At 73.7% G+C, this 25,942-nt stretch carries 24 protein-coding genes; 1 reads left to right on the forward strand and 23 read right to left on the reverse strand.

Annotation, left to right across the window (positions count from 1 at the left end):
• Positions 1–94: 94 nt before the first annotated feature.
• The 19 genes from ACFYO8_RS07170 to pyrR form a co-directional block, all read right to left on the reverse strand.
• On the reverse strand, positions 95–1,642 hold the full coding sequence (locus ACFYO8_RS07170) for a transcription antitermination factor NusB (RefSeq protein WP_354866909.1): 1,548 nt from the start codon (positions 1,640–1,642) through the stop codon (positions 95–97).
• Entirely contained in the window at positions 1,639–2,565 is a 927-nt protein-coding gene (gene fmt / locus ACFYO8_RS07175) for a methionyl-tRNA formyltransferase (RefSeq protein WP_354867595.1), read from the reverse strand. Before fmt ends, ACFYO8_RS07170 begins: the two co-directional genes overlap by 4 nt.
• Before the next feature lie 5 nt (positions 2,566–2,570).
• The gene (gene def / locus ACFYO8_RS07180; protein WP_354866911.1) at positions 2,571–3,131 is read right to left on the reverse strand and encodes a peptide deformylase; all 561 of its coding nucleotides are present in this window, start codon (positions 3,129–3,131) and stop codon (positions 2,571–2,573) included.
• Between the two features lie 42 nt (positions 3,132–3,173).
• Positions 3,174–4,436: a cytochrome P450 gene (locus tag ACFYO8_RS07185; protein WP_354866913.1), complete on the reverse strand. Its 1,263-nt coding sequence runs from the start codon at positions 4,434–4,436 to the stop codon at positions 3,174–3,176.
• Positions 4,437–4,530: 94 nt separating this feature from the next.
• Positions 4,531–5,508: an AAA family ATPase gene (locus tag ACFYO8_RS07190; protein ID WP_354866915.1), complete on the reverse strand. Its 978-nt coding sequence runs from the start codon at positions 5,506–5,508 to the stop codon at positions 4,531–4,533.
• Positions 5,509–5,731: 223 nt separating this feature from the next.
• Positions 5,732–7,726: a primosomal protein N' gene (locus ACFYO8_RS07195; protein ID WP_354866917.1), complete on the reverse strand. Its 1,995-nt coding sequence runs from the start codon at positions 7,724–7,726 to the stop codon at positions 5,732–5,734.
• Positions 7,727–7,785: 59 nt separating this feature from the next.
• Positions 7,786–8,976: a methionine adenosyltransferase gene (metK, locus tag ACFYO8_RS07200; RefSeq protein ID WP_354866919.1), complete on the reverse strand. Its 1,191-nt coding sequence runs from the start codon at positions 8,974–8,976 to the stop codon at positions 7,786–7,788.
• Between the two features lie 97 nt (positions 8,977–9,073).
• The gene (gene coaBC / locus ACFYO8_RS07205) at positions 9,074–10,282 is read right to left on the reverse strand and encodes a bifunctional phosphopantothenoylcysteine decarboxylase/phosphopantothenate--cysteine ligase CoaBC (protein ID WP_354866921.1); all 1,209 of its coding nucleotides are present in this window, start codon (positions 10,280–10,282) and stop codon (positions 9,074–9,076) included.
• Between the two features lie 14 nt (positions 10,283–10,296).
• Positions 10,297–10,563: a DNA-directed RNA polymerase subunit omega gene (gene rpoZ, locus ACFYO8_RS07210; RefSeq protein ID WP_013285517.1), complete on the reverse strand. Its 267-nt coding sequence runs from the start codon at positions 10,561–10,563 to the stop codon at positions 10,297–10,299.
• A gap of 3 nt (positions 10,564–10,566) precedes the next feature.
• Positions 10,567–11,118, reverse strand: a complete 552-nt coding sequence (locus tag ACFYO8_RS07215; protein WP_355096936.1) for a guanylate kinase — start codon at positions 11,116–11,118, stop codon at positions 10,567–10,569.
• Positions 11,119–11,143: 25 nt separating this feature from the next.
• The gene (gene mihF, locus ACFYO8_RS07220; protein ID WP_013285515.1) at positions 11,144–11,461 is read right to left on the reverse strand and encodes an integration host factor, actinobacterial type; all 318 of its coding nucleotides are present in this window, start codon (positions 11,459–11,461) and stop codon (positions 11,144–11,146) included.
• Positions 11,462–11,636: 175 nt separating this feature from the next.
• Complete coding sequence (gene pyrF, locus ACFYO8_RS07225) at positions 11,637–12,476, reverse strand: orotidine-5'-phosphate decarboxylase (protein ID WP_355096938.1); 840 nt, start codon at positions 12,474–12,476, stop codon at positions 11,637–11,639.
• Between the two features lie 86 nt (positions 12,477–12,562).
• Positions 12,563–13,837 (reverse strand): adenosylmethionine--8-amino-7-oxononanoate transaminase, encoded by a 1,275-nt coding sequence (locus ACFYO8_RS07230; RefSeq protein ID WP_354866928.1) that lies wholly within the window; start codon positions 13,835–13,837, stop codon positions 12,563–12,565.
• Between the two features lie 128 nt (positions 13,838–13,965).
• Positions 13,966–14,979, reverse strand: coding sequence for a quinone-dependent dihydroorotate dehydrogenase (locus ACFYO8_RS07235; RefSeq protein ID WP_355096757.1), 1,014 nt, complete (start codon positions 14,977–14,979; stop codon positions 13,966–13,968).
• A 130-nt stretch (positions 14,980–15,109) separates the two neighbouring features.
• Positions 15,110–18,457, reverse strand: coding sequence for a carbamoyl-phosphate synthase large subunit (carB, locus tag ACFYO8_RS07240; protein ID WP_357706822.1), 3,348 nt, complete (start codon positions 18,455–18,457; stop codon positions 15,110–15,112).
• Positions 18,450–19,622: a glutamine-hydrolyzing carbamoyl-phosphate synthase small subunit gene (gene carA / locus ACFYO8_RS07245; RefSeq protein WP_355095086.1), complete on the reverse strand. Its 1,173-nt coding sequence runs from the start codon at positions 19,620–19,622 to the stop codon at positions 18,450–18,452. Before carA ends, carB begins: the two co-directional genes overlap by 8 nt.
• Positions 19,623–19,683: 61 nt before the next feature.
• On the reverse strand, positions 19,684–20,961 hold the full coding sequence (locus tag ACFYO8_RS07250; RefSeq protein WP_357706824.1) for a dihydroorotase: 1,278 nt from the start codon (positions 20,959–20,961) through the stop codon (positions 19,684–19,686).
• Entirely contained in the window at positions 20,958–21,884 is a 927-nt protein-coding gene (locus ACFYO8_RS07255) for an aspartate carbamoyltransferase catalytic subunit (RefSeq protein WP_354866936.1), read from the reverse strand. Before ACFYO8_RS07255 ends, ACFYO8_RS07250 begins: the two co-directional genes overlap by 4 nt.
• Positions 21,881–22,465 carry a bifunctional pyr operon transcriptional regulator/uracil phosphoribosyltransferase PyrR gene (gene pyrR / locus ACFYO8_RS07260; RefSeq protein ID WP_354866938.1) on the reverse strand — a complete coding sequence of 195 codons (585 nt, stop codon included), beginning with the start codon at positions 22,463–22,465 and terminating at the stop codon, positions 21,881–21,883. The genes ACFYO8_RS07255 and pyrR overlap by 4 nt, the downstream gene beginning before the upstream one ends.
• A gap of 284 nt (positions 22,466–22,749) precedes the next feature.
• On the opposite strand from pyrR, the gene ACFYO8_RS07265 reads away from it, so the two are divergent.
• Positions 22,750–23,238 (forward strand): transcriptional regulator, encoded by a 489-nt coding sequence (locus ACFYO8_RS07265; RefSeq protein WP_013285505.1) that lies wholly within the window; start codon positions 22,750–22,752, stop codon positions 23,236–23,238.
• A 62-nt stretch (positions 23,239–23,300) separates the two neighbouring features.
• On the opposite strand, the gene nusB is transcribed toward ACFYO8_RS07265, so the two are convergent.
• The 4 genes from nusB to aroB all read right to left on the reverse strand — a co-directional run bounded on the left by nusB (position 23,301) and on the right by aroB (position 25,892).
• Positions 23,301–23,711, reverse strand: coding sequence for a transcription antitermination factor NusB (nusB, locus tag ACFYO8_RS07270; protein WP_174361785.1), 411 nt, complete (start codon positions 23,709–23,711; stop codon positions 23,301–23,303).
• A gap of 23 nt (positions 23,712–23,734) precedes the next feature.
• Complete coding sequence (gene efp / locus ACFYO8_RS07275; RefSeq protein WP_354866941.1) at positions 23,735–24,292, reverse strand: elongation factor P; 558 nt, start codon at positions 24,290–24,292, stop codon at positions 23,735–23,737.
• An 86-nt stretch (positions 24,293–24,378) separates the two neighbouring features.
• The gene (gene aroQ, locus ACFYO8_RS07280) at positions 24,379–24,819 is read right to left on the reverse strand and encodes a type II 3-dehydroquinate dehydratase (RefSeq protein WP_355095078.1); all 441 of its coding nucleotides are present in this window, start codon (positions 24,817–24,819) and stop codon (positions 24,379–24,381) included.
• Positions 24,816–25,892 (reverse strand): 3-dehydroquinate synthase, encoded by a 1,077-nt coding sequence (gene aroB / locus ACFYO8_RS07285; RefSeq protein WP_355095080.1) that lies wholly within the window; start codon positions 25,890–25,892, stop codon positions 24,816–24,818. The genes aroQ and aroB overlap by 4 nt, the downstream gene beginning before the upstream one ends.
• Positions 25,893–25,942: the final 50 nt, after the last annotated feature.

Below are 25,942 nucleotides of genomic sequence, written 5' to 3' on the forward strand. Positions count from 1 at the left end.
TCCCTCCCCATTTCTCCGCATGATCAAGGAGTTCGTGTCCGGGCACGGCGGCCCCGAGGACACGAACTCCTTGATCGACTGCGGGAAGAGCGGGTCAGACGCGGCGGAGGACCGCGAGGAACATGGCGTCGGTGCCGTGGCGGTGCGGCCAGAGCTGCACCGTGGGGCCGTCACCCAGGCCCGGCATGCCGGCCGGCAGCAGCGGCCGCGCGTCGACGAAGTCGACGGCGAAACCGCACCGCCGGGCCGCCTCGGTCACCGTCACGTGCGTCTCCACCACGTGCGGCGAGCAGGTCACGTACGCGACCAGGCCGCCCGGCCGGGCCGCCCGCAGCCCGGCGGTGAGCAGTTCCCGCTGCAACCGGGTCAGCGGCGGCAGGTCCGAGGGCTGGCGGCGCCACCGCGCCTCCGGGCGGCGGCGCAGCGCGCCCAGCCCGGTGCACGGCGCGTCCACGAGCACCCGGTCGAAGTGCCCCTCCGGCAGCTCCGGGTCGCCGCCCACGGTGCGCCCGTCGATGTTGAGCACGGTCACCGGCAGCCCGCGGGTGGCCTGGGCGACCAGTCGGGCCCGGTGCTCGGCCACCTCGACCGCTGTCAGCCGCGCGCCACGGGGCGCGGCGAGCGCGCCGAGCAGGCCCGACTTGCCGCCCGGGCCGGCGCACAGGTCAAGCCAGCGGCCGTCCGGGCCGTCGAGCGGGGCGGCCACCAGCGCGTCCGCCACCAACTGGGAACCCTCGTCCTGCACGTGCGCGCGGCCGTCGGTCACCGCCGGCAGGTCACCCGGCGCGCCGCCGGAGAGGTAGACCGCGTACGGCGAGAACGCGCCGGGGGCGCCGCCCACCTCGTCGGCGAGCGCCACCGGATCGGCCAGGCCCGGCCGGGCGCACAGGTGCACCGGCGGGCGCTCGTTGTCCTCGATGAGCAGCCGGGTCGTCTCACCCATGTCGCCGCCGAGCGCCTCGGCGAACGACCGCACGATCCACTGCGGGTGGCTGTACGCGAGAGCGAGGTGCCCGACCGGGTCGGTCTCCTGCGCCGGGGCGAGCCTGGCCACCCAGGCGTCGGCGTCCCGGGTGGTGATCTCGCGCAGCACCGCGTTGGCGAACCCGGTGGCGCCCGGCCCCACGGATCGGACCAGGTCCACGGTCGACGACACCGCCGCGTGCGGGGGCACCCGGGTGTGCAGGATCTGGTACGTCCCGAGCCGCAGCGCGTCGCGCACCGGCGGGTCGATGCGCTGCACGTCCCGCCCGGCCGCGTCGGTGACGATCGCGTCGAGCGTGCCGGTGTGCCGCAGCGTGCCGTAGGTCAGCTCGGTGGCGAACGCGGCGTCCCGGCCGGTCAGCCCGGCCTCGCGCAGCATCGCCGGGAGCACCAGGTTGGCGTACGCGTCGTCGCGGTGCACCGCCGCGATCACCTCGTAGGCGACCTGCCGGGGCAGGTCCACCGCCGGACGGGCCGGACGGCGCTCGCCCCGGCGGTCGCCGCCGCGCCGGTCGCCGCCGCGCCGGTCGGCACGCTCACGGTTGCCGAACCGGTCGTCACCCCGGCGCTCGGAGGCGGGCCGGTCGGCGTGCTCGCGCGCGTACCCCCGGGAGCGCTCGCCCTCGACGGGCCGGTCCGGACGCGTCGGCCCCGTCACGCGAACACCTCCCCGGCGGTGACCCGGGCGCCGCGCGCCCAGTCGCCGGCTGGCATGGCCTTCTTGCCGGCGGCGCGCACCTCGCCGAGGCGCACCGGCGTGGTGGCGGTGCCGACGAGCACGCCGGACTTCTCCACGTGCAGCTCCCCCGGCTTCAGCTCCGGACCGTCGGCAACCGGGGTGACCGGGCCGAGCTTGACCCGGTCGTCGCGGAACGTGGTCCACGGGCCGGGCGCGGGCGTGCAGGCGCGGATGCGCCGATCCACCGCGAACGCGGGGTCGCCCCAGCGGACCCGGGCGTCCTCCACGGTCAGCTTCGGGGCGAGCGAAACGCCGTCGGCGGGCTGCGGCACGGCCCGGGCGGTGCCGGCGCCGATCGCGTCGAGGACGGCGACCAGCAGCCCGGCGCCGGAGTGCGCGAGCCGTCCCAGCAGGTCACCGGAGGTGTCGGCGGGGCGGATCTCGTCGGTGACGGTGCCGTAGACCGGGCCGGTGTCCAGCCCCTCCTCCAGCTCGAAGACGCTGGCTCCGGTCAGCTCGTCGCCGTGCAGCACGGCGTGCTGCACCGGGGCGGCGCCGCGCCAGGCGGGCAGCAGCGAGAAGTGCAGGTTGATCCAGCCGTGCCGGGGGATCTCCAGCGCCACCGGCGGCACCAGCGCGCCGTAGGCGACCACCGGTACGCAGTCCGGCGCCAGCTCGCGCAGCCGGTCGAGGAACTCCGGCTCGCGTGGACGGGCCGGGGTGAGCACCTCGACGCCGTGCGCGTCGGCCCACGCGCCGACCGGCGAACGGACCAGCCCACGGCCACGCCCGGCCGGGGCGTCGGGGCGGGTGACCACGGCGAGCAACTCGTGCCCGGAGGCGGCGATCGCGTCCAGGGCCGGTACGGCGACAGCCGGCGTGCCGGCGAAGACCAGGCGCATCCGGGTCACCGCCCCAGGCCGAACGGGTTGCCGGCGGCGTGCGGGCTGAGCTTGACGGTGGGCGGGGCGGCCTGGTCGTACCACTCGGCCTGGCGGATCGCCTTCATGGCCTCCTTGCGGCCGGCCTGATCGAGCCGGTCGACGAAGAGGACGCCGTCGAGGTGGTCGGTCTCGTGCTGCACGCAGCGGGCCATCAGGCCGGTGCCGACGATCTGCAACGGGTCGCCGTAGCCGTTGAAGCCCTTGGCGATCACGTTCTGCCGGCGCTTGGTGTCGAAGTAGAGCCCGGGGATGGACAGGCAGCCCTCCGGGCCGTCCTGTTCCTCGGCGTCGGGGAACTCCAGCACCGGGTTGACCAGGTGGCCGAGGACGTCGTCGACGTCGAAGGTGAACACCCGCAGGCCCACCCCGAGCTGCGGCGCGGCCAGGCCGGCGCCGCTCTGCTCGCGCATCGTGTCGGTCAGGTCGGTGATCAGCTTGCGCAGCTCGACGTCGAAGTCGACGACCGGGTCGGCCGGCGTGCGCAGCACCGGATCGCCGAACAGACGGATGGGCTGGACGGTCACTCGGCGTGGCTCCTTGTCTGGGTCGAACGATGCGCGTCCAGTCTACGGAGTCGGCCCGGCCGCCCCGGGCGGCGTACCGGCAACGGTGACCGGGGACGCCTCCCGGCCCACGCGCACCGGCATCGTGGCGTGACCACGCAGGGTGAGCCGGACCCGCCGTTCGGGCCGGCCCGCGAGGGCCAGCTCCGGCAGCCGGCGCAGCAGCAGCGGGAACGCCACCTGCGCCTCCAGCCGGGCCAACGCCGCGCCGAGGCAGTAGTGCGGCCCGGCACCGAAGGACAGCGGCGCGATCTGGGCCCGCGACGGGTCGAAACGGGCCGGGTCCGGGTAGCGGCGGGGATCGCGGTTGGCCGCGCCGAGCATCACGATGACCCAGCTCTCCGGCGGCAGGTCGACGTCGCCGTGCCGGGACGGCGCGGTGCTCATCCGCGAGGTGAGCTGCACCGGCGAGTCGTAGCGCAGCAGCTCGTCGACGTAGGCGGGGGCGAGGTCCTGCCGCTCGCGCAACGCCGCCGCGGCGCGCGGATGCTCCAGCAGGGCCACCAGGCCGTTGCCGAGCAGGTTGGTGGTCGTCTCGAAGCCGGCCACCAGCAGCACGATCAGGTTGGCCAGCAGCTCGTCGCCGGAGAGCCGGTCGCCGCCGTCGTGCGCCTGGACCAGCGCGGTGGTGAGGTCGTCGGCCGGCGCCCGGCGGCGGGCCGCCACCAGCTCGGTGAAGTAGGCGCGCAGCTCCGCCGCGCCGCGGTCGGCCACCGCCAGCTCGTCGGCGGTGATCTCCGGTTCGAGCACGCCGGTCAGGTCGGTGGCCCAGCGCCGGAACAGCGGCCGGTCCGCCGCCGGCACGCCGAGCAGCGCGCAGATCACGCCGACCGGCAGGGGGTACGCGAACGCGGCCATGAAGTCGACCGGCTCGTCGGCGGCGAGCATCGCGTCGACCAGCTCGTCGGCCTGTGCCCGCACCACGTCACGCATGGCGGCGATCCGGCGCGGGGTGAACGCGCCGGCGGCCAGCCGCCGCATCCGGCTGTGGTCGGGCGGGTTGGTGCGCAGCATCGACCGGGAGATCGACAGGAACGCCGGGCTCTCCCGCCAGCCGGGCAGGAACTGGTCGCGCAGCGCGTCGTCCATCACCCCGAACCGCGCGTCGCGCAGGATCGCGTCGGCCTCCGCGTACCCGGTGACCACGTAGAAGACCGGCCCGGCCTGGACCACCGGGCCGTGTGCGCGCAGCCGTTCGTACGTCGGGTAGGGGTCGAGACGACCCTCGGGGGACATCAGCAGCGCGAGCGCGTCGGTGGGATCCACGATTCCGCCTCCCCAGGCATCGGAGGCCTTCATCATGCTCCGGCCCGCCGGATCGGGTGAACCCTCGCCGGCGAGGTGGCGGTGTCGCGCGCCCTCAGGCGCCGGCGCCCGGCTCCCCGGCGAGCACCGGGCCGCCGCCGAGCAGCGCGTGCTCCGGCAGCGGCAGCGCGATGCCGTGCGCGTCCTCCCAGTCGTGGATCAGCCCCGGCCGGGCCTGCGCGGTGAAGTAGTCGACGGCGCTGATCCCGCCGACCACCGGCTCGTCCACCTCGGCGACCAGCCGGGCCGCGACCATCGGCAGGCCGGCGCGCACGGCGGCGCTGAGCCGCCGGTGCCCGTCGACGACGAAGAAGTACTCGCCGGTGTAGCCGATGCTCAGCGGCTCCGGCTCGTCGCCGCTGCCGGCCGCCTCGGCGGCGTCGGCGTCCCAGAGGCCGCGCAGCGTCGACACGTCCTCGGTGGGGTACACCCGGTTCGGGTCGAGCAGCAGCAGCGGCCTGCCGGCGCGCAGCACGTCCGCGCCGAGGCGGCCCTCGTAGACGTCGACGACGTGCTGGATGACCTGCTCCGGGTTCGCCCGGGTGGTGTCGCAGACCAGGTCGTAGTTGCGCAGGCGGGCCTTGTCGACGCCGTACCGGACGATGAACCGGCTGCGCTCGCTCTCGCTGCGCTCGCGCAGCTTGGCCCGCGCCTCCTCCAGCGAGGTGTAGCTCTCCGCCGGGCCGGACGGGCGGGCCAGCACCCGCCGGGCCGCCTCGCTCGGCTCGGTGATCATGTGCACCTTGAGCGCGTCGGTGAAGAAGTGCCAGGCCAGGCGGGAGTCCATGACCAGGGACTCGCCGGAGGCGGCGATGTCGCGCTGGAGCTGGTCGACGTAGCCGTCGACGGCCTGGTCCAGCTCGGCGTGCAGGTTGAGCTGGAGGGCGGTCATCTGCCGCTCCTGGGCCATCTGGCGGTAGAGGTCGCCGACGCTGACGCGGCGCAGCCCGAGCCGCTTGGCGATCTCGACCGAGACGGTGCTCTTGCCACTGCCGAGGTCACCGTTGAAGACGATCGACTGACGAACGGTCACGACTGGTCCACCCCTGCTCACCGGCTGACTGACGACATCGAGTGTCGGCCCGACGTGCTCTGGCACCCGCCGCGCCGCGTCCCGCGCGGGGAAACCGCGCGGCTGGGCATGACGGGCGATGCTATCACCGCCCGCTACTCGATTGCCGGACCAGGTGTGCGGCAAACCCCAGCTCACGACCGTGCGCGAGGGCCCGCGTGCGCACCGTCACTCCGGTCGCCGGTCAGAACAGGGTGAGCGGATCGACCTGGAGCCGCACCGGGTCCGCCGCCTTGCGGGCGCTGCGCCGCCCGGCGGCGGCGTGCAGCGCCTCGGCCAGCGCGGCGGCCCGGGACCGGGGCACCCGGACCAGCATCCGCTCCCGGCCCTCGTCGGCCGGCACCGGGCCGAGCACCTCGGCGTCGCCCGGCAGCCGGGCGCCGGCGAGCAGGTCGGCCACCGCCTCGGCCGCACCGGTGACGCTCGCCATCCGCACCGCCGGCGGGAAGCCCAGCTCCCGCCGCTCGGCCAGTTCCCGGGCGGCGAACCACGCGGAGTCCCAGCGCAGCAGCGCCTGCACCGGGGCAAGCGCGCCGTCCGCGACCACCACCACCCGGCCGCCCGCCGTACCGGGCCGGGCCAGCGCGGCGGCGGCCATCCAGCGCCGCAGCGCCTCCTCACCGGCCCGCAGGTCGGCCCGGGTCAGCAGCGCCCACGAGTCGAGCAGCAGCACCGCGCCGTAGCCGCCCTCGACGACCGGCTCCGCGCCCGGGGTGGCGATCACCAGCCCGGCCCCGCCCGGCACGCTCGCCAGCACCTCCTCCCGCCCCGAGGTGCGCACCGGCACGCCGGGGAACGCCCGGCCCAGTTCCTCGGCGGTCCGCCGGGCGCCGGTCACCGAGGCGCGCAGCCGCCGCCCGCCGCACTCCGGGCAGGCGTACGCGGCGGCCACCCGGCCGCACCAGCGGCAGGCGGGCGTGCCCTGCGCCGAGGGCAGGGCGAGCGGCCCGGCGCAGTGCTCGCAGCGGGCCGGGGCGCGGCAGTCGGCGCAGGCCACCGACGGCACGTAGCCCCGGCGGGGCACCTGCACCAGCACCGGCAGGTCCCCGCGCAGCGCGTCCCGGGCGGTGGTCCAGGCCAGGCTCGGCAGCCGCGCCGAGGCCGCGCCGGGATCGCGGGCCAGTTGCGGGTCGTCGCCGGTGGGCGCCATGGCCGGGGTACGCGCGCGCACCACCGCCCGGTCGGCCGTCACCTCGCGCGCCCAGCCGGTCTCCACCAGCAACTGCGCCTCGGCGGTACGCGCGTACCCGCCGACCAGCGCGGCGACGTCGCCGAGCTGCGCCCGGGTGAGCAGCACGTCCCGGGCGTGCGGGTAGGGCGCGCGCGGCTCGGCGTGCAGGTCGTCGCCGTCGTCCCAGACCGCCACCAGGCCGAGCCGCCGCACCGGGGCGAACATCGCCGCCCGGGTTCCGACCACCACGTCCACCTCGCCCGTGCGGGCGGTGAGGAAGGCCCGGTAGCGGCGGGCCGGGCCGTCTGCGGCGGTGAGCCGGACGTGCCGTCCCGCGCCCAGCACGGCGGTCAGGGCGGCGTCGAGGCGGTCCAGGTCCCGGGCGTCGGCCACCACCACCACCGCGCCCCGGCCGCCGGCCACCGTGGCGGCGACCGCGTCGGCGTACCGGTCGGCCCAGTCCTCCCCCGGCAGCGCGGACCAGACCGCGCGGGCGGGCCGGCCGTCGGTGAGCGCGCGCAGCAGCGCCGGCCCGGCCGGGTAGTCCCGCCAGCCGCGCGGGTCCACCTCCGCCAGGGCGGGCACGGCGCCGCCGGCGGGCGCGGGGCTGTCGGCGGGTTCGGTGCCGTCGGCGGGCGCTTGACCGCCGTCGGGCGCGGGCACGTCGGTGGACGGCGCGGCGGCGTCCGTGACGGCCTTCTCGGCGCGGGCGTGCCGGGGCGGCACCGCGAGCCGGAGCACGTCGGCCAGGCTGCCGGCGTACCTGTCGGCGACCGCCCTGGCCAGCCGGGCCACCTCCGGGGAGAGCACCGGCACCGGGGAGACGACCTTCTCCAGGTACGCCAGCTTCGGATGCTCGGACGACTCGGCGCGCTCCAGCAGCCAGCCGTCGACGAGCTGCCCGGCGAACCGCACCTTCACCCGCACCCCGGGCCGGGCGTCGGCGTCGAGCGCCTCGGGCACCAGGTAGTCGAACGGGCGGTCGAGGTGGGGCAGCGGGACGTCCACACAGACGCGCGCGACCGGCGACCCCTGCGCGGGTCGCCGGTCGCGGCGCGTGGTGGCGGTCAGGCTCCCGCGGCCGACTTGAGGTCGGCGGCCCGGTCGGTGCCCTCCCAGGTCAGCTCCGGCAGCTCCCGGCCGAAGTGGCCGTACGCCGCGGTCTGCTGGTAGATCGGGCGCAGCAGGTGCAGGTCCCGGATGATGGCGGCCGGACGCAGGTCGAACACCTCGGCCACGGCCTTCTCGATCGAGGCGACCGGCACGGTCTCGGTGCCGAACGTCTCGATGAACAGGCTCACCGGGTGCGCCTTGCCGATCGCGTACGCGACCTGCGCCTCGCACCGCTCGGCCAGCCCGGCGGCGACCACGTTCTTGGCGACCCAGCGCATCGCGTACGCGGCCGACCGGTCGACCTTCGACGGGTCCTTGCCGGAGAACGCGCCGCCGCCGTGCCGGGCGTAGCCGCCGTACGTGTCCACGATGATCTTCCGGCCGGTCAGGCCGGCGTCGCCCATCGGGCCGCCGATCTCGAACCGCCCGGTCGGGTTCACCAGCAGCCGGTAGCCCTCGGTGTCCAGGCCGAGGCCCTCCAGCTCGGGCTCGATGACGTGGTCCCGGATGTCCGGGGTGAGCAGCGACTCCAGCGAGATGTCCGCCGCGTGCTGGCTGGACACGACCACGGTGTCGAGCCGGACCGGGCGCAGCCCGTCGTACTCGATGGTCACCTGGGTCTTGCCGTCCGGCCGCAGGTAGGGAACGGTGCCGTCCTTGCGCACCGCGGCGAGCCGGCGGGCCAGCCGGTGCGCGAGCGCGATCGGCAGCGGCATCAGCTCGGGCGTCTCCGAGCAGGCGAAGCCGAACATCATGCCCTGGTCACCGGCGCCCTGCGCGTCCAGCGCGCTCTCCGACCCGCCGGTACGCAGCTCGAAGGCGTTGTCGACACCCTGGGCGATGTCCGGCGACTGGGCGCCGATGGACACGCTGACGCCGCAGGACGCGCCGTCGAAGCCCTTCTTCGACGAGTCGTAGCCGATGCCGAGGATGGTCTCCCGGACGATGGTCGGGATGTCGGCGTACGCCTTCGTGGTCACCTCGCCGGCCACGTGCACCTGGCCGGTGGTGATCAGCGTCTCCACCGCGACCCGGCTGTGCGGGTCCTGGGCGAGCAGGGCGTCGAGAATGCCGTCACTGATCTGGTCGGCGATCTTGTCCGGGTGGCCCTCCGTGACCGATTCGGACGTGAAGAGACGTGTCACGGCACTCCTAAGCATGTGAAGACTTCTAAAGGTCGCTCGGCGGCAGTTTAACCGTCCTCGTTCCGACCCGACCCTCTTAAAACGTGCTGACCAACCGTCAGGAAGGCAACGGCAATCGCGGGCAGACGAGGTCCCAGACCGCGTCGGCCAGGGCCTCCTTGGGCTGCTCAGACAGCCGGTGCACGGCGCCGTCGGCGCCGATCACGGTGGCCGCGTTGGTGTCGGCGCCGAAGACCTTGTCCACGCCGACCTCGTTGACCACGATCAGGTCGGCCCCCTTGCGGGCCAGCTTGGCGCGGCCGTTGGCCTCCGCGTCGTCGGTCTCGGCGGCGAAGATCACCAGCACCTGCCCGGGACGGCGGAGGCGGCCCAGCTCGGCGGCGATGTCCGGGTTGGTGACCAGCTCGATGGTCGGCGCCACGCCGTCGTCGGACTTCTTGATCTTCCCGCTGGCGTAGGTGGCGGGCCGGAAGTCGGCGGGCGCGGCGGCCATCACCACGGTGTCCGCGTCGGCGGCCGCCGCGAGCGTGGCGGCGCGCAGCTCCTCGGTGGTGCCCACCCGCACCACGTCCACCCCGGCCGGGTCGGGCAGCGCCACGTTGGCCGCGACGAGCGTGACCCGGGCGCCCCGGGCCACGGCCGCGCGGGCGAACGCGTACCCCTGCTTGCCCGAGGACCGGTTGCCCAGGAACCGCACCGGGTCCAGCGGCTCCCGCGTGCCCCCGGCGGTGACCACCACGTGCCGGCCCGCCAGGTCGGCCTCGCCCTGGACGCCGCGGGCCAGCGCCCGGCGGGCCACCGCGAAGATCTCCGCCGGGTCGGGCAGCCGGCCCTTGCCGGTGTCCCGACCGGTGAGCCGGCCCACGGCCGGCTCGATCACGCGGACGCCGCGCGAGCGCAGCGTGGCCACGTTCGCCACGGTCGCCGGGTGCTCCCACATCTCGGTGTGCATGGCCGGGGCCAGCAGCACCGGGCAGCGCGCGGTCAGCAGCGTGTTGGTGAGCAGGTCGTCGGCGAGGCCGTGGGCGGCCTTGGCGATCAGGTCGGCGGTGGCCGGGGCGACCACGACCAGGTCGGCGTGCTGCCCGAGCCGCACGTGCGGCACCTCGTGCACGTCGGACCAGACGTCGTCGGCGACCGGCCGGCCGGACAGGGCCGCCCAGGTCGGCGCCCCGACGAAGCGGAGCGCCGAGGCGGTCGGCACCACCCGGACCCGGTGACCCGACTCGGTGAAGAGCCGGAGCAGCTCGCACGCCTTGTAGGCGGCGATGCCGCCGCCGACCCCGAGGACGATCTCGGCGGGCATCGGCGCGGGCGCGGTTACGGCTGGTCGGTCGGCTCGGCGGTGAGCAGGCCCGCGTTGATCTCGCGCATGGCGATGGAGAGCGGCTTCTCCTGCGGGGTGGTCTCCACCAGCGGGCCGACGTACTCCAGCAGGCCCTCACCGAGCTGGCTGTAGTAGGCGTTCACCTGACGGGCACGCTTGGCGGCGAAGATGACGAGCGCGTACTTCGAGGTGGTCTTCTCGAGCAGCTCGTCGATCGGCGGGTTGGTGATGCCCTCGGGGTTGGTGGCGATGGATCCCACGAATTAAACCTCTGCGTCTCGTGCGCCGCCCGCGGGCGGTCGGGCCGGAGCCAGGAAGGACGAACCGAGTAATCCTACCAGCTCCGCCGCGGCGCGATCAGTGTGGTCGTGTGCCACCTCGTGGGCGAGGACGGCCGCGACGTCCGGGTCGGCCCGGTACGCCGGCGGCGCGAGCAGCACCAGCCGGGCGCCGGGCGCCGCCGCCCGTACCGCCAGCGCGCCGGCCGGGTCCAGCGGCAGCAGCACCGGCCGTCCCTCGGCCAGCCGCGCGCGTACCTGGGCCCGGGGCACCCCCCGGCGGTACGGCCCGATCCGGCACCACTCCAGCAGCTCCCCGGCGGCGATCAGGCGGTCGAAGCCGGGCGCGTCGAGGAAGACGCGGTCGACGCCGTCACGCTCGTCCGGGCGCGGTGGCCGGGTGGTGGCGACCACCGGGACCCAGACAGACACAAGGCGCGCCCGGACGGCCTCGACGACACTGCTCCGGCCGGACCCGGAGGGACCGGTCAGGACAGTGAGCCGAGCCACCGGGCGCGCCTCGTCATCCGTGCTCACCGCTTGTTTCTACACGGCGGGCCGTTCAGTTCGCGGCGAACTCTCCGAGCAGAGCCTTGCGCTGCTGCTCGCCGAGGCCGCGCAGGCGACGGCTGTCCGCGATCTTGAGCTTCTCCATGATCTGGGTGGCCCGGATCTTGCCGATGCCCGGCATCGCCTGGAGCACGGCCGAAACCTTCAGCTTGCCCACGACGTCGTCGGACTCGGCCCGCTCGAGGACGGTGGCGAGGGTGGTCTTGCCCTGCTTGAGCTGCTCCTTCAGCTCAGCGCGGGCCTTGCGGATCTCCGCGGCCTTCTCCAGCGCGGCAGCGCGCTGCTCGGGGGTCAGTGACGGGAGCGGCACCAGTTCTCCTCAGGTCCCTAGTACGGCGGGCTGAGCGCCCCACCGCATCTGTGAAACGTGGTGTCGCTGGCAACCAAAGGGGTCCGTGGTTCCCAGCGCGGGGAAAACTAGCGGTCAACGGAGATTTCGGCAACGTGGACGCGCGATGATCAACACAAAGTGACCGAGCCGTCAGTCAGTCCGCGACGCCCAGGGCGGCCCGGCAGTCGGCCAGCACCCGCTCCGTCGCGGCCCGCAGGCCGGCCGGGTCGGGGCCCGCGCCGAGCACCTCCCGGGAGTACGACGGAAGCACCGACGGCAGCGCGGCGCCGAACACGGTACGCAGCCCGGCGGGCGTTCCGCCCTGCGCGCCCATCCCCGGCGCGAGCAGCGGCCCGTTTGCCGATTCCAGATCGTGACCTGTCTCACCGACCGTCGCGCCGACCACCAGACCGAAGCTGCCGAGCGGCTCCGCGCCCTGATTGAGCTGGGAAATCGCGTCGATCACGGTCTGCGCCACGGTGCGTCCGTCGGCACCCACGGCGCGCTGCACGGAGGCCCCCTCCGGGTTGGAGGTGAGCGCCAGCACGAAGACCCCGCCCCCGTGCTCGGCGGCGGCGGAGAACATCGGGGCGAGCGAACCTACTCCCAGGTAGGGGCTCGCGGTGACCGCGTCGACATACAGAGGGCTGGATGGATCGAGGTACGCCGAGGCGTACGCGGCGACCGTCGAGCCGATGTCGCCGCGCTTCACGTCAAGCAGAGTTAACGTTCCCATATCTCGCAACTGTCGGATAGTTGACTCAAGTACGCCGACGCCGCGCGCGCCGAAACGCTCGAAGAACGCCGACTGCGGCTTCATCACGGCGACCCGGTCACCGATCGCCTCCACCACCGTGCGGCAGAACCGCTCCAGGCCCGTCACGTCGTCGGGCAGGCCCCAGGCGGTCAGCAACCCCGGGTGCGGGTCGATCCCCACGCAGAGCGGCCCTCGTTCCGCCACGGCCCGGTGCAGGCGGGCGCCGAACGTCTCCATCGTGTCTCTCCCTCTCCCGGCGGCCCCGGGCCGCCTGGCGTGTCCGGCGACGGCCTCCCGTCGCGCCCTGTCGAACCCGGCCGGGCTCAGCCGGCCTTGACCGCCGCGGCCACTCCGGCCGTGATCCGCGCCACGTCCGCGGCGTCGCAGACGTACGGCGGCATCGTGTAGACGAGATCCCGGAACGGACGCAGCCACACCCCCTCGGCCACCGCCGCGGCCGTCGCCCGGGGCAGGTGCACCTCGTGGTCGAGCTGCACCACGCCGATCGCGCCGAGCACGCGTACGTCGGCCACGCCGGGCGCGTCCCGCAACGGCGCCAGGCCGGCCCGCAGGCCCGCTTCGATGCCCGCCACCCGTCCCGCCCAGTCCCCGGCCCGCAGCAGGTCCAGGGAGGCGTTCGCGACCGCGCAGGCGAGCGGGTTGCCCATGAACGTCGGCCCGTGCGCCAGCACCCCGTCGGCGGAGATCGCCCGCGCCACCTCCGGCGTGCACAGCGCCGCGGCCAGCGTCAGGTACCCGCCGGTGAGCGCCTTGCCGACGCAGAGCACGTCCGGGGCGACTCCGGCGTGCTCGGCGGCGAACATCCGGCCGGTCCGGCCGAAGCCGGTGGCGATCTCGTCGAAGACCAGCAGGATGCCGTGCCTGCGGGTCACCTCGCGCAGCACGCGCAGGTAGTGCGGATGGTGGAACCGCATGCCCCCGGCGCCCTGGACGACCGGCTCGACGATCACCGCGGCCAGTTCGTCGGCGTGCCGCTCGACCGCCTCCACCAGCGCCGCCTCGTACGCCGGATCCGGCGGCGCGTCGAAGCCGGGCGGCGGCGCCGGCGCGAACACCTGCCGGGGCAGCACGTCGCCCCAGAGGTGGTGCATGCCGCCCTCCGGGTCGCACACGCTCATCGGGTGGAACGTGTCGCCGTGGTAGCCGCCCCGCCAGGTGCCGAGCCGGCGGCGTCGCGGGCGTCCCCGCGCCCGCTGGTACTGCAGGCACATCTTCACCGCGACCTCGACGCTCACCGAGCCGGAGTCGGCCAGGAAGACGTGTTCCAGGCCGTCCGGGGTCAGCTCGACGAGCGTGCGCGCCAGGCGTACCGCGGGCTCGTGGGTGAGCCCGCCGAACATGACGTGGCTCATCCGCCCGAGCTGGTCGGTCACCGCGGCGTCGAGCACCGGGTGCCGGTAGCCGTGGATCGCCGCCCACCACGACGACATGCCGTCGACCAGCTCCCGCCCGTCGGCGAGCCGCAGCCGCACCCCTTCGGCGCTGCGCACCACGTACGGCGCGCTCGCGCCGGGCATCGCCGCGTACGGATGCCACACGTGCCGCCGGTCGGCCTCCAGAATCTCCTCGGGCGTCACGTCTCCTCCTCCGTCACCCCTCCCCCTCTCTCTCCCTCGCGATCTTGCAGTTGCCGCCCCGGCCGCGCCCGGAATGAGGCGGTGTGCCGGGGCCGGTAGTGCAAGATCGCGCGGGTGCAGGGGGTGGGTCAGGGTCGGGTGGTCCGGGTTATGGCTCGGGTCAGGGCCGGGCCCCGGTAGATGAAGCCGGTGTAGAGCTGGAGCAGGGAAGCGCCGGCGTCGAACATGCGGGTGGCGTCGTCGGGATGCAGGATGCCGCCCACGCCGATCACCGGCAGCCGTCCGCCGGTCTCGCGGTGCACGAACGCGACCATCTCCCGGGCCCGGGCGGTGAGCGGTCGGCCGGACAGCCCGCCGGTCTCGGCGCCGCGCTCCCGGTCGGCCGCGGCGAGCCCGTCGCGGGCGAGCGTGGTGTTGGTGGCGATGACCCCGGCCGCGCCCCGCTCCAGGCACACCTCCAGCAGCTCGGCCACGGCGGGTTCGGTCAGGTCCGGGGCGATCTTCACCAGCACCGGCTTCTCCCCCACCAGCGCGGCGAGCAACGCGTCCAGGTGGGACCGGTCCTGAAGCGAGCGCAGTCCGGGGGTGTTCGGCGAGGAGACGTTGACCGCGAAGTAGTCACCGTGGTCCTTGAGCGCCCGGTACGAGGCGAGGTAGTCCTCGACCGCCTCGTCCAGCGGGGTCACCTTGGACTTGCCCAGCGAGATGCCCAGCGGCACGCCCAGCGGGCGCGGCAACGCGGCCAGCCGGTCCGCGAGCGCCGCCGCGCCCGCGTTGTTGAAGCCCATCCGGTTGATCACCGCTTCGCTGTCGCGCAGCCGGAACAGCCGGGGCCGGGGGTTGCCCGGCTGGGCGTGCGCGGTCACGGTGCCGACCTCGACGAAGCCGAAGCCCAGCGCCGGCCAGGCCGGCAACGCGACGCCGTTCTTGTCCATCCCGGCCGCCAGCCCGACCGGGTTGGGGAAGCGCACCCCGAACACGGTCCGCGGCGCCGGCCGGAAGTACGCCGCCCGCAGCGCGGCGAGGACCGCCGGCCGCCGCGACACCGCGGCCAGCCGTGCCAGCGTCCACTCGTGCGCCCCCTCCGCGTCCCCGCCCGCGAGCGAGAACAACCGGGGCCGCACCACCTGTTCGAAGATCACGCCCCGGTCCCCCGCCCGGCCCGCCCGGCCCGCCCGGCCCGCTCGGAACGCTCGGTGATCATGAGGTTGGCGGCGATGTGGATCTCCGTAACCGCCGCCAACCTCATGGTCGACGCAGGAGAGTGGCGGGTCACTCGCCCGCCCGCAGGGCGGCGTGCAGGTCCTGCAGCGGGCGGACCTTCAGGTCGCCCCGGATGCGCGCCTCGATGCCCATGACGGCGGCGGCGGCGCCGGGCACGGTGGTGACGCAGGGGATGTCCGCGCTCACCGCCGCGCTGCGGATCTCGTACCCGTCGGAGCGGGCGCTCGCCCCGGAGCCCTGCGGCGTGTTCACCACGAGCGCCACGTCCCCGCCGAGGATCAGCGAGACCGCGTCCGCGCCCTCACCCGACTCGTAGTGCTTGCGGATCTGCTCGCAGGCGATGCCGTGCCGGCGCAGCACCTCGGCCGTGCCGGTGGTGGCCACGATCTCGAAGCCCAGGTCGGCCAGGCGCTTGATCGGGAAGATCATGCCACGCTTGTCCCGGTTGGCGACCGAGACGAAGATCTTCCCGGCGGTGGGCAGCGACCCGTACGCGGCGGCCTGCGACTTGGCGAACGCCTGACCGAAACCGGTGTCGATGCCCATCACCTCGCCGGTGGACTTCATCTCGGGGCCGAGCAGCACGTCGATGCCCTTGCCGGACGGGGTGCGGAACCGCTTGAACGGCAGCACCGCCTCCTTGACCGCGATCGGCGCGTCGGCCGGCATGGTGCCGCCGTCGCCGGTCGGCGGCAGCATCCCCTCGGCGCGCAGCTGCGCGACGGTGGCGCCGAGCGCGATCCGGGCCGCCGCCTTCGCCAGCGGCACCGCCGTGGCCTTCGAGACGAACGGCACGGTCCGGGAGGCGCGCGGGTTGGCCTCCAGCACGTAGAGCATGTCGCCCTGCAGGGCGTACTGGACGTTGAGCAGGCCGCGCACCCCGACGCCGCGGGCGATCTGCTCGGTGTAGTGCCGCACCTGGGCCAGGTGCGAGCCGGCCAGGGTGATCGGCGGCAGCGCACAGGACGAGTCGCCGGAGTGGATGCCGGCCTCCTCGATGTGCTCCATCACGCCGCCGAGGTAGACGTCGCCGTCGGCGTCCACGAGCGCGTCCACGTCGATCTCGATGGCGTCGTCCAGGAAGCGGTCCACCAGCACCGGCCGATCCGGTGAGATGGCGGTGGCCCGGCCGATGTAGTCACGCAGCGTGGCGTCGTCGTACACGATCTCCATACCGCGACCGCCGAGCACGTACGAGGGGCGGACCAGCACCGGGTACCCGATCTCGTCGGCGATCGCCTTCGCCTCGTCGTACGAGGTGGCCATGCCGTGCGCGGGCGCGCGCAGGCCGGCCCGGGCCAGCACCGTGCCGAACGCGCCGCGCTCCTCGGCCAGGTGGATCGACTCCGGGGAGGTGCCGACGATCGGCACTCCGGCGTTCTTGAGCCGCTGGGCCAGACCGAGCGGGGTCTGACCGCCGAGCTGCACGATCACCCCGATCACGCCGGGGCCGCCCGCCTCCTTGCCGGAGGTGTCCTCGGCGTGCCAGACCTCCAGCACGTCCTCGAACGTCAGCGGCTCGAAGTAGAGCCGGTCGGCGGTGTCGTAGTCGGTGGAGACCGTCTCCGGGTTGCAGTTGACCATGACGGTCTCGTAGTCCACGGCCCGCAGCGCCTGAACAGCGTGCACGCACGAGTAGTCGAACTCGATGCCCTGACCGATCCGGTTCGGCCCGGAGCCCAGGATGAGCACCTTGGGCCGGGCCGACGGCGCCACCTCGGTCTCCGAGTCGTACGTCGAGTAGTGGTACGGCGTGGTCGCCTCGAACTCGGCCGCGCAGGTGTCCACCGTCTTGTAGACCGGCCGGACACCGAGCCGGTGCCGCAGCATGCGTACGCCGTCCTCGGCGGCCAGCTCGGGACGCAGCGCGGCGAGCTGCCGGTCGGACAGCCCGGCCCGCTTGGCCCGGCGCAGCAGCGCGCCGTCGAGCACCGGCGCGTCCACGATCTCGGCGCGCAGCTCGACGAGCGAGGCGATCTGGTCCAGGAACCACGGGTCCATGCCGCCGGACGCCTCGGACACCTCGGCGATCGACGCGCCGAGACGCAGCGCCCGCTCGACCGTGTAGAGCCGGCCGTCGTGCGGCGTGCGCAGCGCGGCGAGGGTGTTCTCCCTGGTGGCGCCGTCGGGGTCCGGCACGGTCCAGAAACCGGACGCCTTGGTTTCCATCGAGCGCATCGCCTTGTTCAGCGCCTCGGTGAAGTTGCGGCCCAGGCTCATCGCCTCGCCCACCGACTTCATCGTGGTGGTCAGCTCCGGGTCCGCGCCGGGGAACTTCTCGAACGCGAACCGGGGGATCTTCACCACCACGTAGTCGAGTGTCGGCTCGAACGCGGCGGGCGTCTTGAGCGTGATGTCGTTCGGGATCTCGTCGAGGGTGTAGCCGATGGCGAGCTTCGCGGCGATCTTGGCGATCGGGAAGCCGGTGGCCTTCGACGCCAGCGCCGAGGAACGCGACACCCGCGGGTTCATCTCGATCACGACGATCCGCCCGTCGGCCGGGTCGACCGCGAACTGGATGTTGCAGCCGCCGGTGTCCACGCCGACCTCGCGCAGCACGGCGATGCCGAGGTCACGCAGCCGCTGGTACTCCCGGTCGGTGAGCGTCATGGACGGCGCGACGGTGACGCTGTCGCCGGTGTGCACGCCCATCGGGTCGACGTTCTCGATCGAGCAGACCACCACCACGTTGTCGTGGCGGTCGCGCATCAGTTCGAGCTCGTACTCCTTCCAGCCGAGCACGCTCTCCTCGATGAGCACCTCGTGCACCGGGCTGGCCGCCAGGCCCGCACCGGCGATGCGCTCCAGGTCCTCGTCGTTGTGCGCCATGCCGGAACCGAGGCCGCCCATCGTGAACGACGGCCGGATGACCACCGGCAGGCCCAGGTCGGCGACCGTCTCGCGGACCTCGTCCATCGAGTGGCAGACCCGCGAGCGCGGCACCAGCGCGGACGGATCGTCCAGGCCCAGCCGTACGCCGGCCTTCGCGACGATCTCCTTGAACAGCTGCCGGTCCTCGCCCCGGTTGATCGCCTCGATGTTCGCGCCGATCAGCTCGACGCCGTACTTCTCCAGCACGCCCGCCTCGTGCAGCGCGACGGCGGTGTTCAGCGCGGTCTGCCCGCCGAGCGTCGGCAGCAGCGCGTCGGGGCGCTCCTTGGCGATGACCAGCTCGACGAACTCCGGGGTGATCGGCTCGACGTACGTGGCGTCGGCGAACTCCGGGTCCGTCATGATCGTCGCCGGGTTGGAGTTGACCAGGCTGACCCGGATCCCCTCGCTGCGCAGCACCCGGCAGGCCTGGGTGCCCGAGTAGTCGAACTCACAGGCCTGTCCGATCACGATCGGCCCGGAGCCGATCACCAGAACGTGCTTGAGGTCGGTCCGCTTAGGCATTCTTGCCGCCTTCACTCTGGTTCTGGTCGAAGCCACGGCCTTCGATCAACTCGGCGAAGCGGTCGAAGAGGTAGTCCGCGTCGTGCGGGCCGGCCGCCGCCTCCGGGTGGTACTGGACGGTGAAGGCGGGCACGTCCACGGCCCGCAGCCCTTCGACCACGTTGTCATTGAGGCAGACGTGTGACACCTGGACACCGCCGAACTCGGTCTGGATCACCTGATCCGGCACCACGGCGCCGTCCCCGGCGCCCGGCACCTGCACGGCGAAGCCGTGGTTGTGGCTGGTCACCTCGACCTTGCCGGTGGCCCGGTCGAGCACCGGCTGGTTGATGCCGCGGTGGCCGTACCCCAGCTTGTAGGTGCCGAAGCCGAGCGCCCGGCCGAGGATCTGGCTGCCGAAGCAGATGCCGAACAGCGGAATCCGCCGGGTCAGCACCTCCCGGGCCAGCGCCACCGGGCCGTCGGCGGTCGCCGGGTCGCCCGGGCCGGGCGAGAAGAAGACCGCGTCCGCGCCGGTGGCGAGCAGGTCCTCGATCGTCGACCCGGCGGGCAGCACGTGGGTGGTGACGCCGCGGGCGGCGAGCCGGCGCGGCACGTTGCGCTTGATGCCCAGGTCCACCGCGGCGACAGTGAACCGGTGCTCGCCCTGCGCCTCGACGACGTACGGCTTGGCGGTGGTCACCTCGTCGGACAGGTTCGCGCCGACCATCTGCGGCGAGCGGCGCACCCGCTCCAGCAGGGCGGCCGGGTCGTCCTCGACGCTGGAGATGCCGACCCGCATCGCGCCGCGCTCGCGCAGGTGCCGGGTCAGCGCCCGGGTGTCCACCCCGCTGATGCCGACGACGCCCTCGGCGGCGAGCCGGTCCTCCAGGCCGCCGCCGGCCCGCCAGTTCGAGCTGATCCGGGCCGGGTCGCGCACCACGTACCCGGCCACCCAGATCCGGTCGGACTCGTCGTCCTCGCTGTTGACGCCGGTGTTGCCGATGTGCGGCGCGGTCTGCACCACCACCTGCCGGTGGTACGAGGGGTCGGTGAGCGTCTCCTGGTAGCCGGTCATGCCGGTGTTGAAGACGGCTTCGCCGAAGGTCTCCCCGACGCTGCCGTACGCCTCGCCGTGGAACGTGCGCCCGTCCTCCAGGACGAGGATCGCCGATCTACGCTTCACCATGCTGCGCCCCCTTCGATCCGGACTGCGGGACTCCGCTCCGCTACGTTCCTCGCTCGGATCACTTGACAGCCTTTCCGTCCAGGACCGTCGGCTCGCCGCGCAGGAAGGTCGCCACGATGCGACCCGGCAGCGTCATGCGGGCGTACGGGGTGTTGCGACTGCGACTGGCCAGCTCCGCCGGTTCGATGACGCGCCGGGCGGCCGGGTCGACAAGGGTCATGTTGGCCGGTACCCCGGGCGCCGGGTCGAGGCCGTGCCCGGCGAGCCCGGCGATCCGGGCCGGCGTGCGGGACATCCGCTCGGCGATCAGGTCCCAGCGGGGGCCGAACACGTCGAGCGCGATGGACAGCGCCGTCTCCAGGCCGAGCATGCCCGGCCGGGCGTACGCCCACTCGCACTCCTTGTCCTCCACCGCGTGCGGCGCGTGGTCGGTGGCGATGACGTCGATCACGCCCTCGGCCAGCGCCTCCCGCAGCGCGGCGATGTCGGCGGCGGTACGCAGCGGCGGGTTGACCTTGAAGACCGGGTCGTAGCTCTCCACCTTGGCGTCCGTGAGCAGCAGGTGGTGCGGCGTCACCTCGGCGGTGACCCGTACCCCGCGCGCCTTGGCCTGGCGCAGCACCTCGACGCTGCCGGCGGTGGAGACGTGGCAGACGTGCAGGCGGCTGCCGACGTGCTCGGCCAGCAGCACGTCCCGGGCGATGATCGCCTCCTCGGCGACGGCCGGCCAGCCGGTCAGGCCGAGGCGGGTGGACACCTCGCCCTCGTGCATCTGCGCGCCCTCGGTCAGCCGGGGCTCCTCGGCGTGCTGGGCGATCACGCCGTCGAACGCCTTGACGTACTCCAGCGCCCGGCGCATCAGCCGCGGGTCGGACACGCAGTGCCCGTCGTCGGAGAAGATCCGCACCCCGGCCGCCGAGTCGGCCATCGCGCCCAGCTCGGCCAGGCGCTCACCGGCCAGCCCGACCGTGACCGCGCCGATGGGCTGCACGTCGACCAGGCCGGCCTCCCGGCCGAGTCGCCAGACCTGCTCCACCACGCCCGCGGTGTCGGCGACCGGCGAGGTGTTCGCCATCGCGCACACCGCCGTGTAGCCGCCGAGCGCCGCCGCCCGGGAGCCGGACTCGACCGTCTCGGCGTCCTCCCGGCCGGGCTCGCGCAGGTGGGTGTGCAGGTCGACCAGGCCGGGCAGCGCGACCAGGCCGGTCGCGTCGATGACTGTGGCGTCGTCAGCGGCGAGCCCGCGGCCCGTCTCGGCCACCACGCCGTCGCGGATGAGCAGGTCGGTCGGCTCGCCGCCGACCACACTGACGTTGGTGATGAGGTACGCGGTCACCGGTTGTTCCCTCCGAGCAGCAGGTAGAGCACGGCCATCCGCACGGAGACCCCGTTGGCGACCTGTTCGACGATGGTGGAGCGGGGTGAGTCGGCCACCTCGGGCGTGATCTCCATGCCCCGGTTCATCGGGCCGGGGTGCATGACGATCGCGTGCTCGGGCAGCCGGCGCATGCGCGGCCCGTCGAGCCCGTAGCGGCGCGCGTACTCGCGGGCCGAGGGGAAGTAGGAGTCACCCATCCGTTCACGCTGCACCCGCAGCATCATCACCACGTCCACATCTGGGAGAACGGCGTCGAGGTCGTAACAGACGTCGGTGCCGGGCGCCAGGGCGGCGGCGATGTCGACCGGAATGAGCGTGGGCGGGCCGACCAGGGTGACCTTCGCGCCGAGCGTGGAGAGCAGCAGCACGTTGGAGCGGGCCACCCGGGAGTGCAGCACGTCGCCGACGATCGCCACGTGCAGGCCGTCGAGCCGGCCCAGCCGGGACCGCATCGTGTACGCGTCGAGCAGCGCCTGCGTGGGGTGCTCGTGGGTGCCGTCACCGGCGTTGACGACCGACCCGTCCACCCACTCGGCGAGCCGGTGCGGGGCGCCGGAGGCGGGGTGCCGGACGACCACCGCGTCCGCGCCCATGGCCTGCAGCGTGAGCGCGGTGTCCTTCAGGCTCTCCCCCTTGGCCACGCTGGAGCCCTTGGCGGAGAAGTTGATCACGTCGGCGCTGAGCCGCTTGGCGGCCGCCTCGAACGAGATCCGGGTCCGGGTGGAGTCCTCGTAGAAGAGGTTGACCACTGTGCGCCCGCGCAGCGCGGGCAGCTTCTTGACCTCGCGCCCGGCCACCGTCGCCATCTCCGCGGTGGTGTCCAGGACCAGGGTGGCGGTGGCGGCGTCCAGGTCGGCGCCGGAGAGCAGGTGCCGGATCATGCGGGTGTACCCCCGTACAACTTGACCTCGTCCGTGCCGTCGGTCTCGGCGAGGGTGACCTTGACGTTCTCGGCCAGCGCGGTGGGGATGTTCTTGCCGACGTAGTCGGCGCGGATCGGCAGCTGGCGGTGGCCGCGGTCGACCAGGACCGCGAGTTGCACGGACGCGGGCCGGCCGACGTCGCTGAGCGCGTCCAGCGCGGCCCGCACGGTGCGGCCGGAGAACAGCACGTCGTCGACGAGGATCACCCGCTTGCCGTCGATCCCGCCCGGCGGCAGGTCGGTCGGGCCGACCGCGCGGGTGGCGTGCCGGCGCAGGTCGTCGCGGTAGAGCGTGATGTCGAGCACGCCGACCGGGACGGTGACGTCCTCGAAGGTGCTGATCCGCGCCGCGAGGCGGTGGGCCAGCGGCACACCCCGGGTGGGGATGCCGAGCAGCACCGTGTCGGCGGCGCCCTGGGTCTTCTCCAGGATCTGGTGGGCGATGCGGTCGACCACCCGCGACACGTCCGCTGCGGCGAGGATCACCTTCACCGAGGGTTGTCGCGGCGGCGACGAGTGGGCAGCCGGTGGGTAGGCCACGGCGGACCTCCTTCCCCGCCTCACGGGACGGGTCGTTAAAGGACGTCTGGTCGGCTCCGGCCGGCCCGCAGGGGCCCGGACCGGGGCTTCACGCCACGTTACCAGCGGTCACCGGGCCGTCCGCCGCCGGTCCTGACCTGCTGGTCAGCCCGGAGAAATGGGGACAAGCCACACAGGGCACCGGACCCCGAGTACGGCAACACTTGACCACATGTCGCAATCCCCGTACCGTCACGCTCCGTAGCGATAGCTCGGAGAACCCGAACAGCACTGGGAGTGTCCGAATGCCCTCTGAATACGCCAAGTCGCTGGGCGCCCGCCTGCGCTCCATCCGCCAGCAGCAGGGCCTGTCCCTGCAGGGGGTGGAGGAGAAGTCGAACGGGCGGTGGAAGGCCGTGGTGGTCGGCTCGTACGAGCGCGGCGACCGCGCCGTCACCGTGTCCCGCCTGGCGGAGCTGGCCGACTTCTACCGCGTTCCCGTCTCGGAGCTGCTGCCCGACGGCAGTGGGGTGCGTCACGAGCCCACCAGCAAGATCGTGCTGGACCTGGAGCGGCTCTACGACGAGGCCTCCGAGGACCTCGCGTACGTGGCCCGGTACGCGCGTGCCATCCAGCAGCAGCGCGGCGACTACAACGGCCGGGTGCTCTCGATCCGCGCCGACGACCTGCGCGCCCTCGCGATCGTCTACGACGCCTCACCGTCGGGCCTGATCGAGCGGCTGACCGAGCACGGCGTGCTGGTCGCCGACCCGCGGGCGTTCTTCGCGTCCTGACATCCCCGTACGAGAAGGGCCCGTGCCGGCTGGCACGGGCCCTTCGTCGTTGTTGCGGCGCGTCAGCGCGTGGCGTACTCGGCGATCCGGCCGAGGATGCCGTTGAGGAACCGTGGCGAGTCGTCGGTCGACATCTGCCGGGCCAGCTCCACGGCCTCGCTGATCGCCACCGCGTCGTCGATCTCGTCGACGTACAGCAGCTCGTACACGGCGATCCGGGCCAGGTTGCGGTCGACCACCGGCATCCGCTCCAGCGTCCACCCCTCGGCGTAGCTGGCGATCGTCTCGTCGATCCGGTCGAGGTGCGCCGCCACGCCCTCGACCAGCCCGACCGCGTAGCCGAGGTGGTCGGGGCGCGGCTGCTCGATCCGTTCCAGGTAACCGGCGAGTACCTCGACCGGCGGGCGGTCCCGCAGGTCGGCCTCGAAGAGCACGTCCAGCGCCCGCTTGCGCGCCTTGCGGCGCGCCGGCATCTGCTGCTTGGGGCCCTCGGCCATCAGGCTCGGCCGAGATAACGGCCGTCGCGGGTGTCGACCTTGATCTTCTCACCGGTGGTGATGAACAGCGGCACCTGCACGGTCGCGCCGGTCTCGACGGTGGCCGGCTTGTTGCCGCCGGTCGACCGGTCGCCCTGCAGGCCCGGCTCGGTGTAGGTGACCTCCAGCACGACCGAGGTCGGCAGCTCGATGTACAGCGGCACGCCCTCGTGGGTGGCGACAGTCGCCTCGGCCTCCGGGAGGAGGTAGTTGGCCGCCTCGCCGACGGTGTTGCCGAGGACGGTGATCTGGTCGAACGTCTCCAGATCCATGAAGACGTAGTCCTCGCCGTCGGCGTACAGGTACTGCATGGTGCGCTTGTCCACGGTCGCGGTCTCGACCTTGGTGCCCGCGTTGAAGGTCTTGTCGACCACCTTGCCGGACAGCACGTTCTTCAGCGTGGTGCGCACGAAGGCACCACCCTTACCGGGCTTGACGTGCTGGAACTCGACGACGGCCCACAGCTCGCCGTCCAGGTTGAGTACCAGGCCGTTCTTCAGGTCGTTGGTGGTGGCCATTTCCTGCCTTGATCATCAATTGGCGGACAGACCGGCCAAGTCTACTCGCTCTGTCGAATCGGACTCGCGCCACGGAAAGGACCGGCTCAGGCGCCCGCGGCGAGCCGGTCGGCCAGGTGGTGCAGGGCCAGCCGGTAGCCGTCCACGCCGAGACCGCAGATCACGCCGGTGGCCACCGCGGAGACCACCGAGTGGTGCCGGAACTCCTCCCGGGCGTGGATGTTGGAGATGTGCACCTCGACCAGCGGGCCGCGGAGCATGGCGCAGGCGTCCCGCACCGCGATCGAGTAGTGCGACCAGGCGGCCGGGTTCAGCACCACCGCCGCCGCCTCGTCGGCCGCCTCGTGCAGCCAGGCGAGCATCTCGTGCTCGGCGTCGGTCTGCCGGACCACCACGTCCAGGCCCAGCTCCCGGCCGTGCCGCTCGCAGTCGGTCACGAGCTGGGCGTAGCTGGTCACCCCGTACACGTCGACCTGCCGGGTGCCGAGCCGGCCCAGGTTCGGCCCGTTCAGGACGTACACCCTCATGAGCTGATCTCCGCGTACGCGGCGGCGAGCAGGTCGTCCGACGGCGCCTCCAGGATCGCCGGGCGGGCGAGCCCGTCGAGCACGACGAACCGCAGCCGGCTCCCCCGGGCCTTCTTGTCCACCCGCATCGCGGCGAGCAGTTGCGGCCAGGCGTCGGCCCGGTAGCTGGTGGGCAGGTCGAGCGCGGTCAGCACCCGGCGGTGCCGCTCGGCGTCGGTCGCGTCGAGGCGGCCGGCGAGCCGGGCCAGCGTGGCGGCGTACACCAGGCCGACCGACACGGCGTGACCGTGCCGCCAGCGGTACCCCTCCACCTTCTCGATCGCGTGCGCCAGCGTGTGCCCGTAGTTGAGCACCTCGCGTACCCCGGATTCGCGCAGGTCCCCGGCGACCACGTCGGCCTTCACACGGACCGCGCGCTCGACCAGTTCCCGCAGCACCGGCCCGGCCGGGTCCAGCGCGGCGGCCGGATCCCGCTCGACCAGGTCGAGGATGACCGGGTCGGCGATGAACCCGCACTTGACCACCTCGGCCATCCCGGCGGCCAGGTCGGCCGAGGGCAGGCTGTCCAGCGTCGCCAGGTCGGCCAGCACGCCCGCCGGCGGATGGAACGCGCCGACCAGGTTCTTGCCGGCGGCGGTGTTGATGCCGGTCTTGCCGCCCACTGCGGCGTCGACCATGCCGAGCAGCGAGGTGGCGACCGGCACCCAGCGCACGCCGCGCAGCCAGGTCGCAGCGACGAACCCGGCCAGGTCGGTGACCGCGCCACCGCCCACCCCGACCACCGCGTCGGTACGGGTGAACCCGGCCGCGCCGAGCCGGTCCCAGCAGGCCGCCGCCACGTCGACGTGCTTGCCCGCCTCCGCGTCCGGCACCTCGATGAGCAGCGGCGTCACGCCGCCCTCGCGGACGCCGTCGGCGAGCCGGTCGGCCAGCGCCTTGAGCGGCGGCGCGTGCAGGAAGGCCACCCGCTCGGCGCCGGGCAGCAGCACCGGCGGCGGGTCGAGCAGGTCACGTCCCACGAGCACGTCGTACGGCCGCTCGCCGCCGACCGGGATCCGGGTCACCTCGTCCATCGCGGGCAGCCTAGTCCAGCGCGCCGACCTCGCGGGGGCGACTGTCCACT

Origin of the sequence: Micromonospora sp. NPDC005257 (assembly GCF_042872445.1) — a bacterium.
Taxonomy (GTDB): domain Bacteria; phylum Actinomycetota; class Actinomycetes; order Mycobacteriales; family Micromonosporaceae; genus Micromonospora.

Bases quoted from the DNA above. Each gene is read 5' to 3' on its own strand.
- pyrF (WP_355096938.1), bottom strand. From the start codon at position 12,476: ATGGAGACGTTCGGCGCCCGCCTGCACCGGGCCGTGGCGGAACGAGGG.
- fmt (WP_354867595.1), bottom strand. From the start codon at position 2,565: ATGCGCCTGGTCTTCGCCGGCACGCCGGCTGTCGCCGTACCGGCCCTG.
- aroQ (WP_355095078.1), bottom strand. From the start codon at position 24,819: ATGAGGGTGTACGTCCTGAACGGGCCGAACCTGGGCCGGCTCGGCACC.
- nusB (WP_174361785.1), bottom strand. From the start codon at position 23,711: ATGCCGGCGCGCCGCAAGGCGCGCAAGCGGGCGCTGGACGTGCTCTTC.
- coaBC (WP_354866921.1), bottom strand. From the start codon at position 10,282: ATGCCCGCCGAGATCGTCCTCGGGGTCGGCGGCGGCATCGCCGCCTAC.
- aroB (WP_355095080.1), bottom strand. From the start codon at position 25,892: ATGGACGAGGTGACCCGGATCCCGGTCGGCGGCGAGCGGCCGTACGAC.
- ACFYO8_RS07265 (WP_013285505.1), top strand. From the start codon at position 22,750: ATGCCCTCTGAATACGCCAAGTCGCTGGGCGCCCGCCTGCGCTCCATC.
- carB (WP_357706822.1), bottom strand. From the start codon at position 18,457: ATGCCTAAGCGGACCGACCTCAAGCACGTTCTGGTGATCGGCTCCGGG.
- ACFYO8_RS07255 (WP_354866936.1), bottom strand. From the start codon at position 21,884: ATGATCCGGCACCTGCTCTCCGGCGCCGACCTGGACGCCGCCACCGCC.
- efp (WP_354866941.1), bottom strand. From the start codon at position 24,292: ATGGCCACCACCAACGACCTGAAGAACGGCCTGGTACTCAACCTGGAC.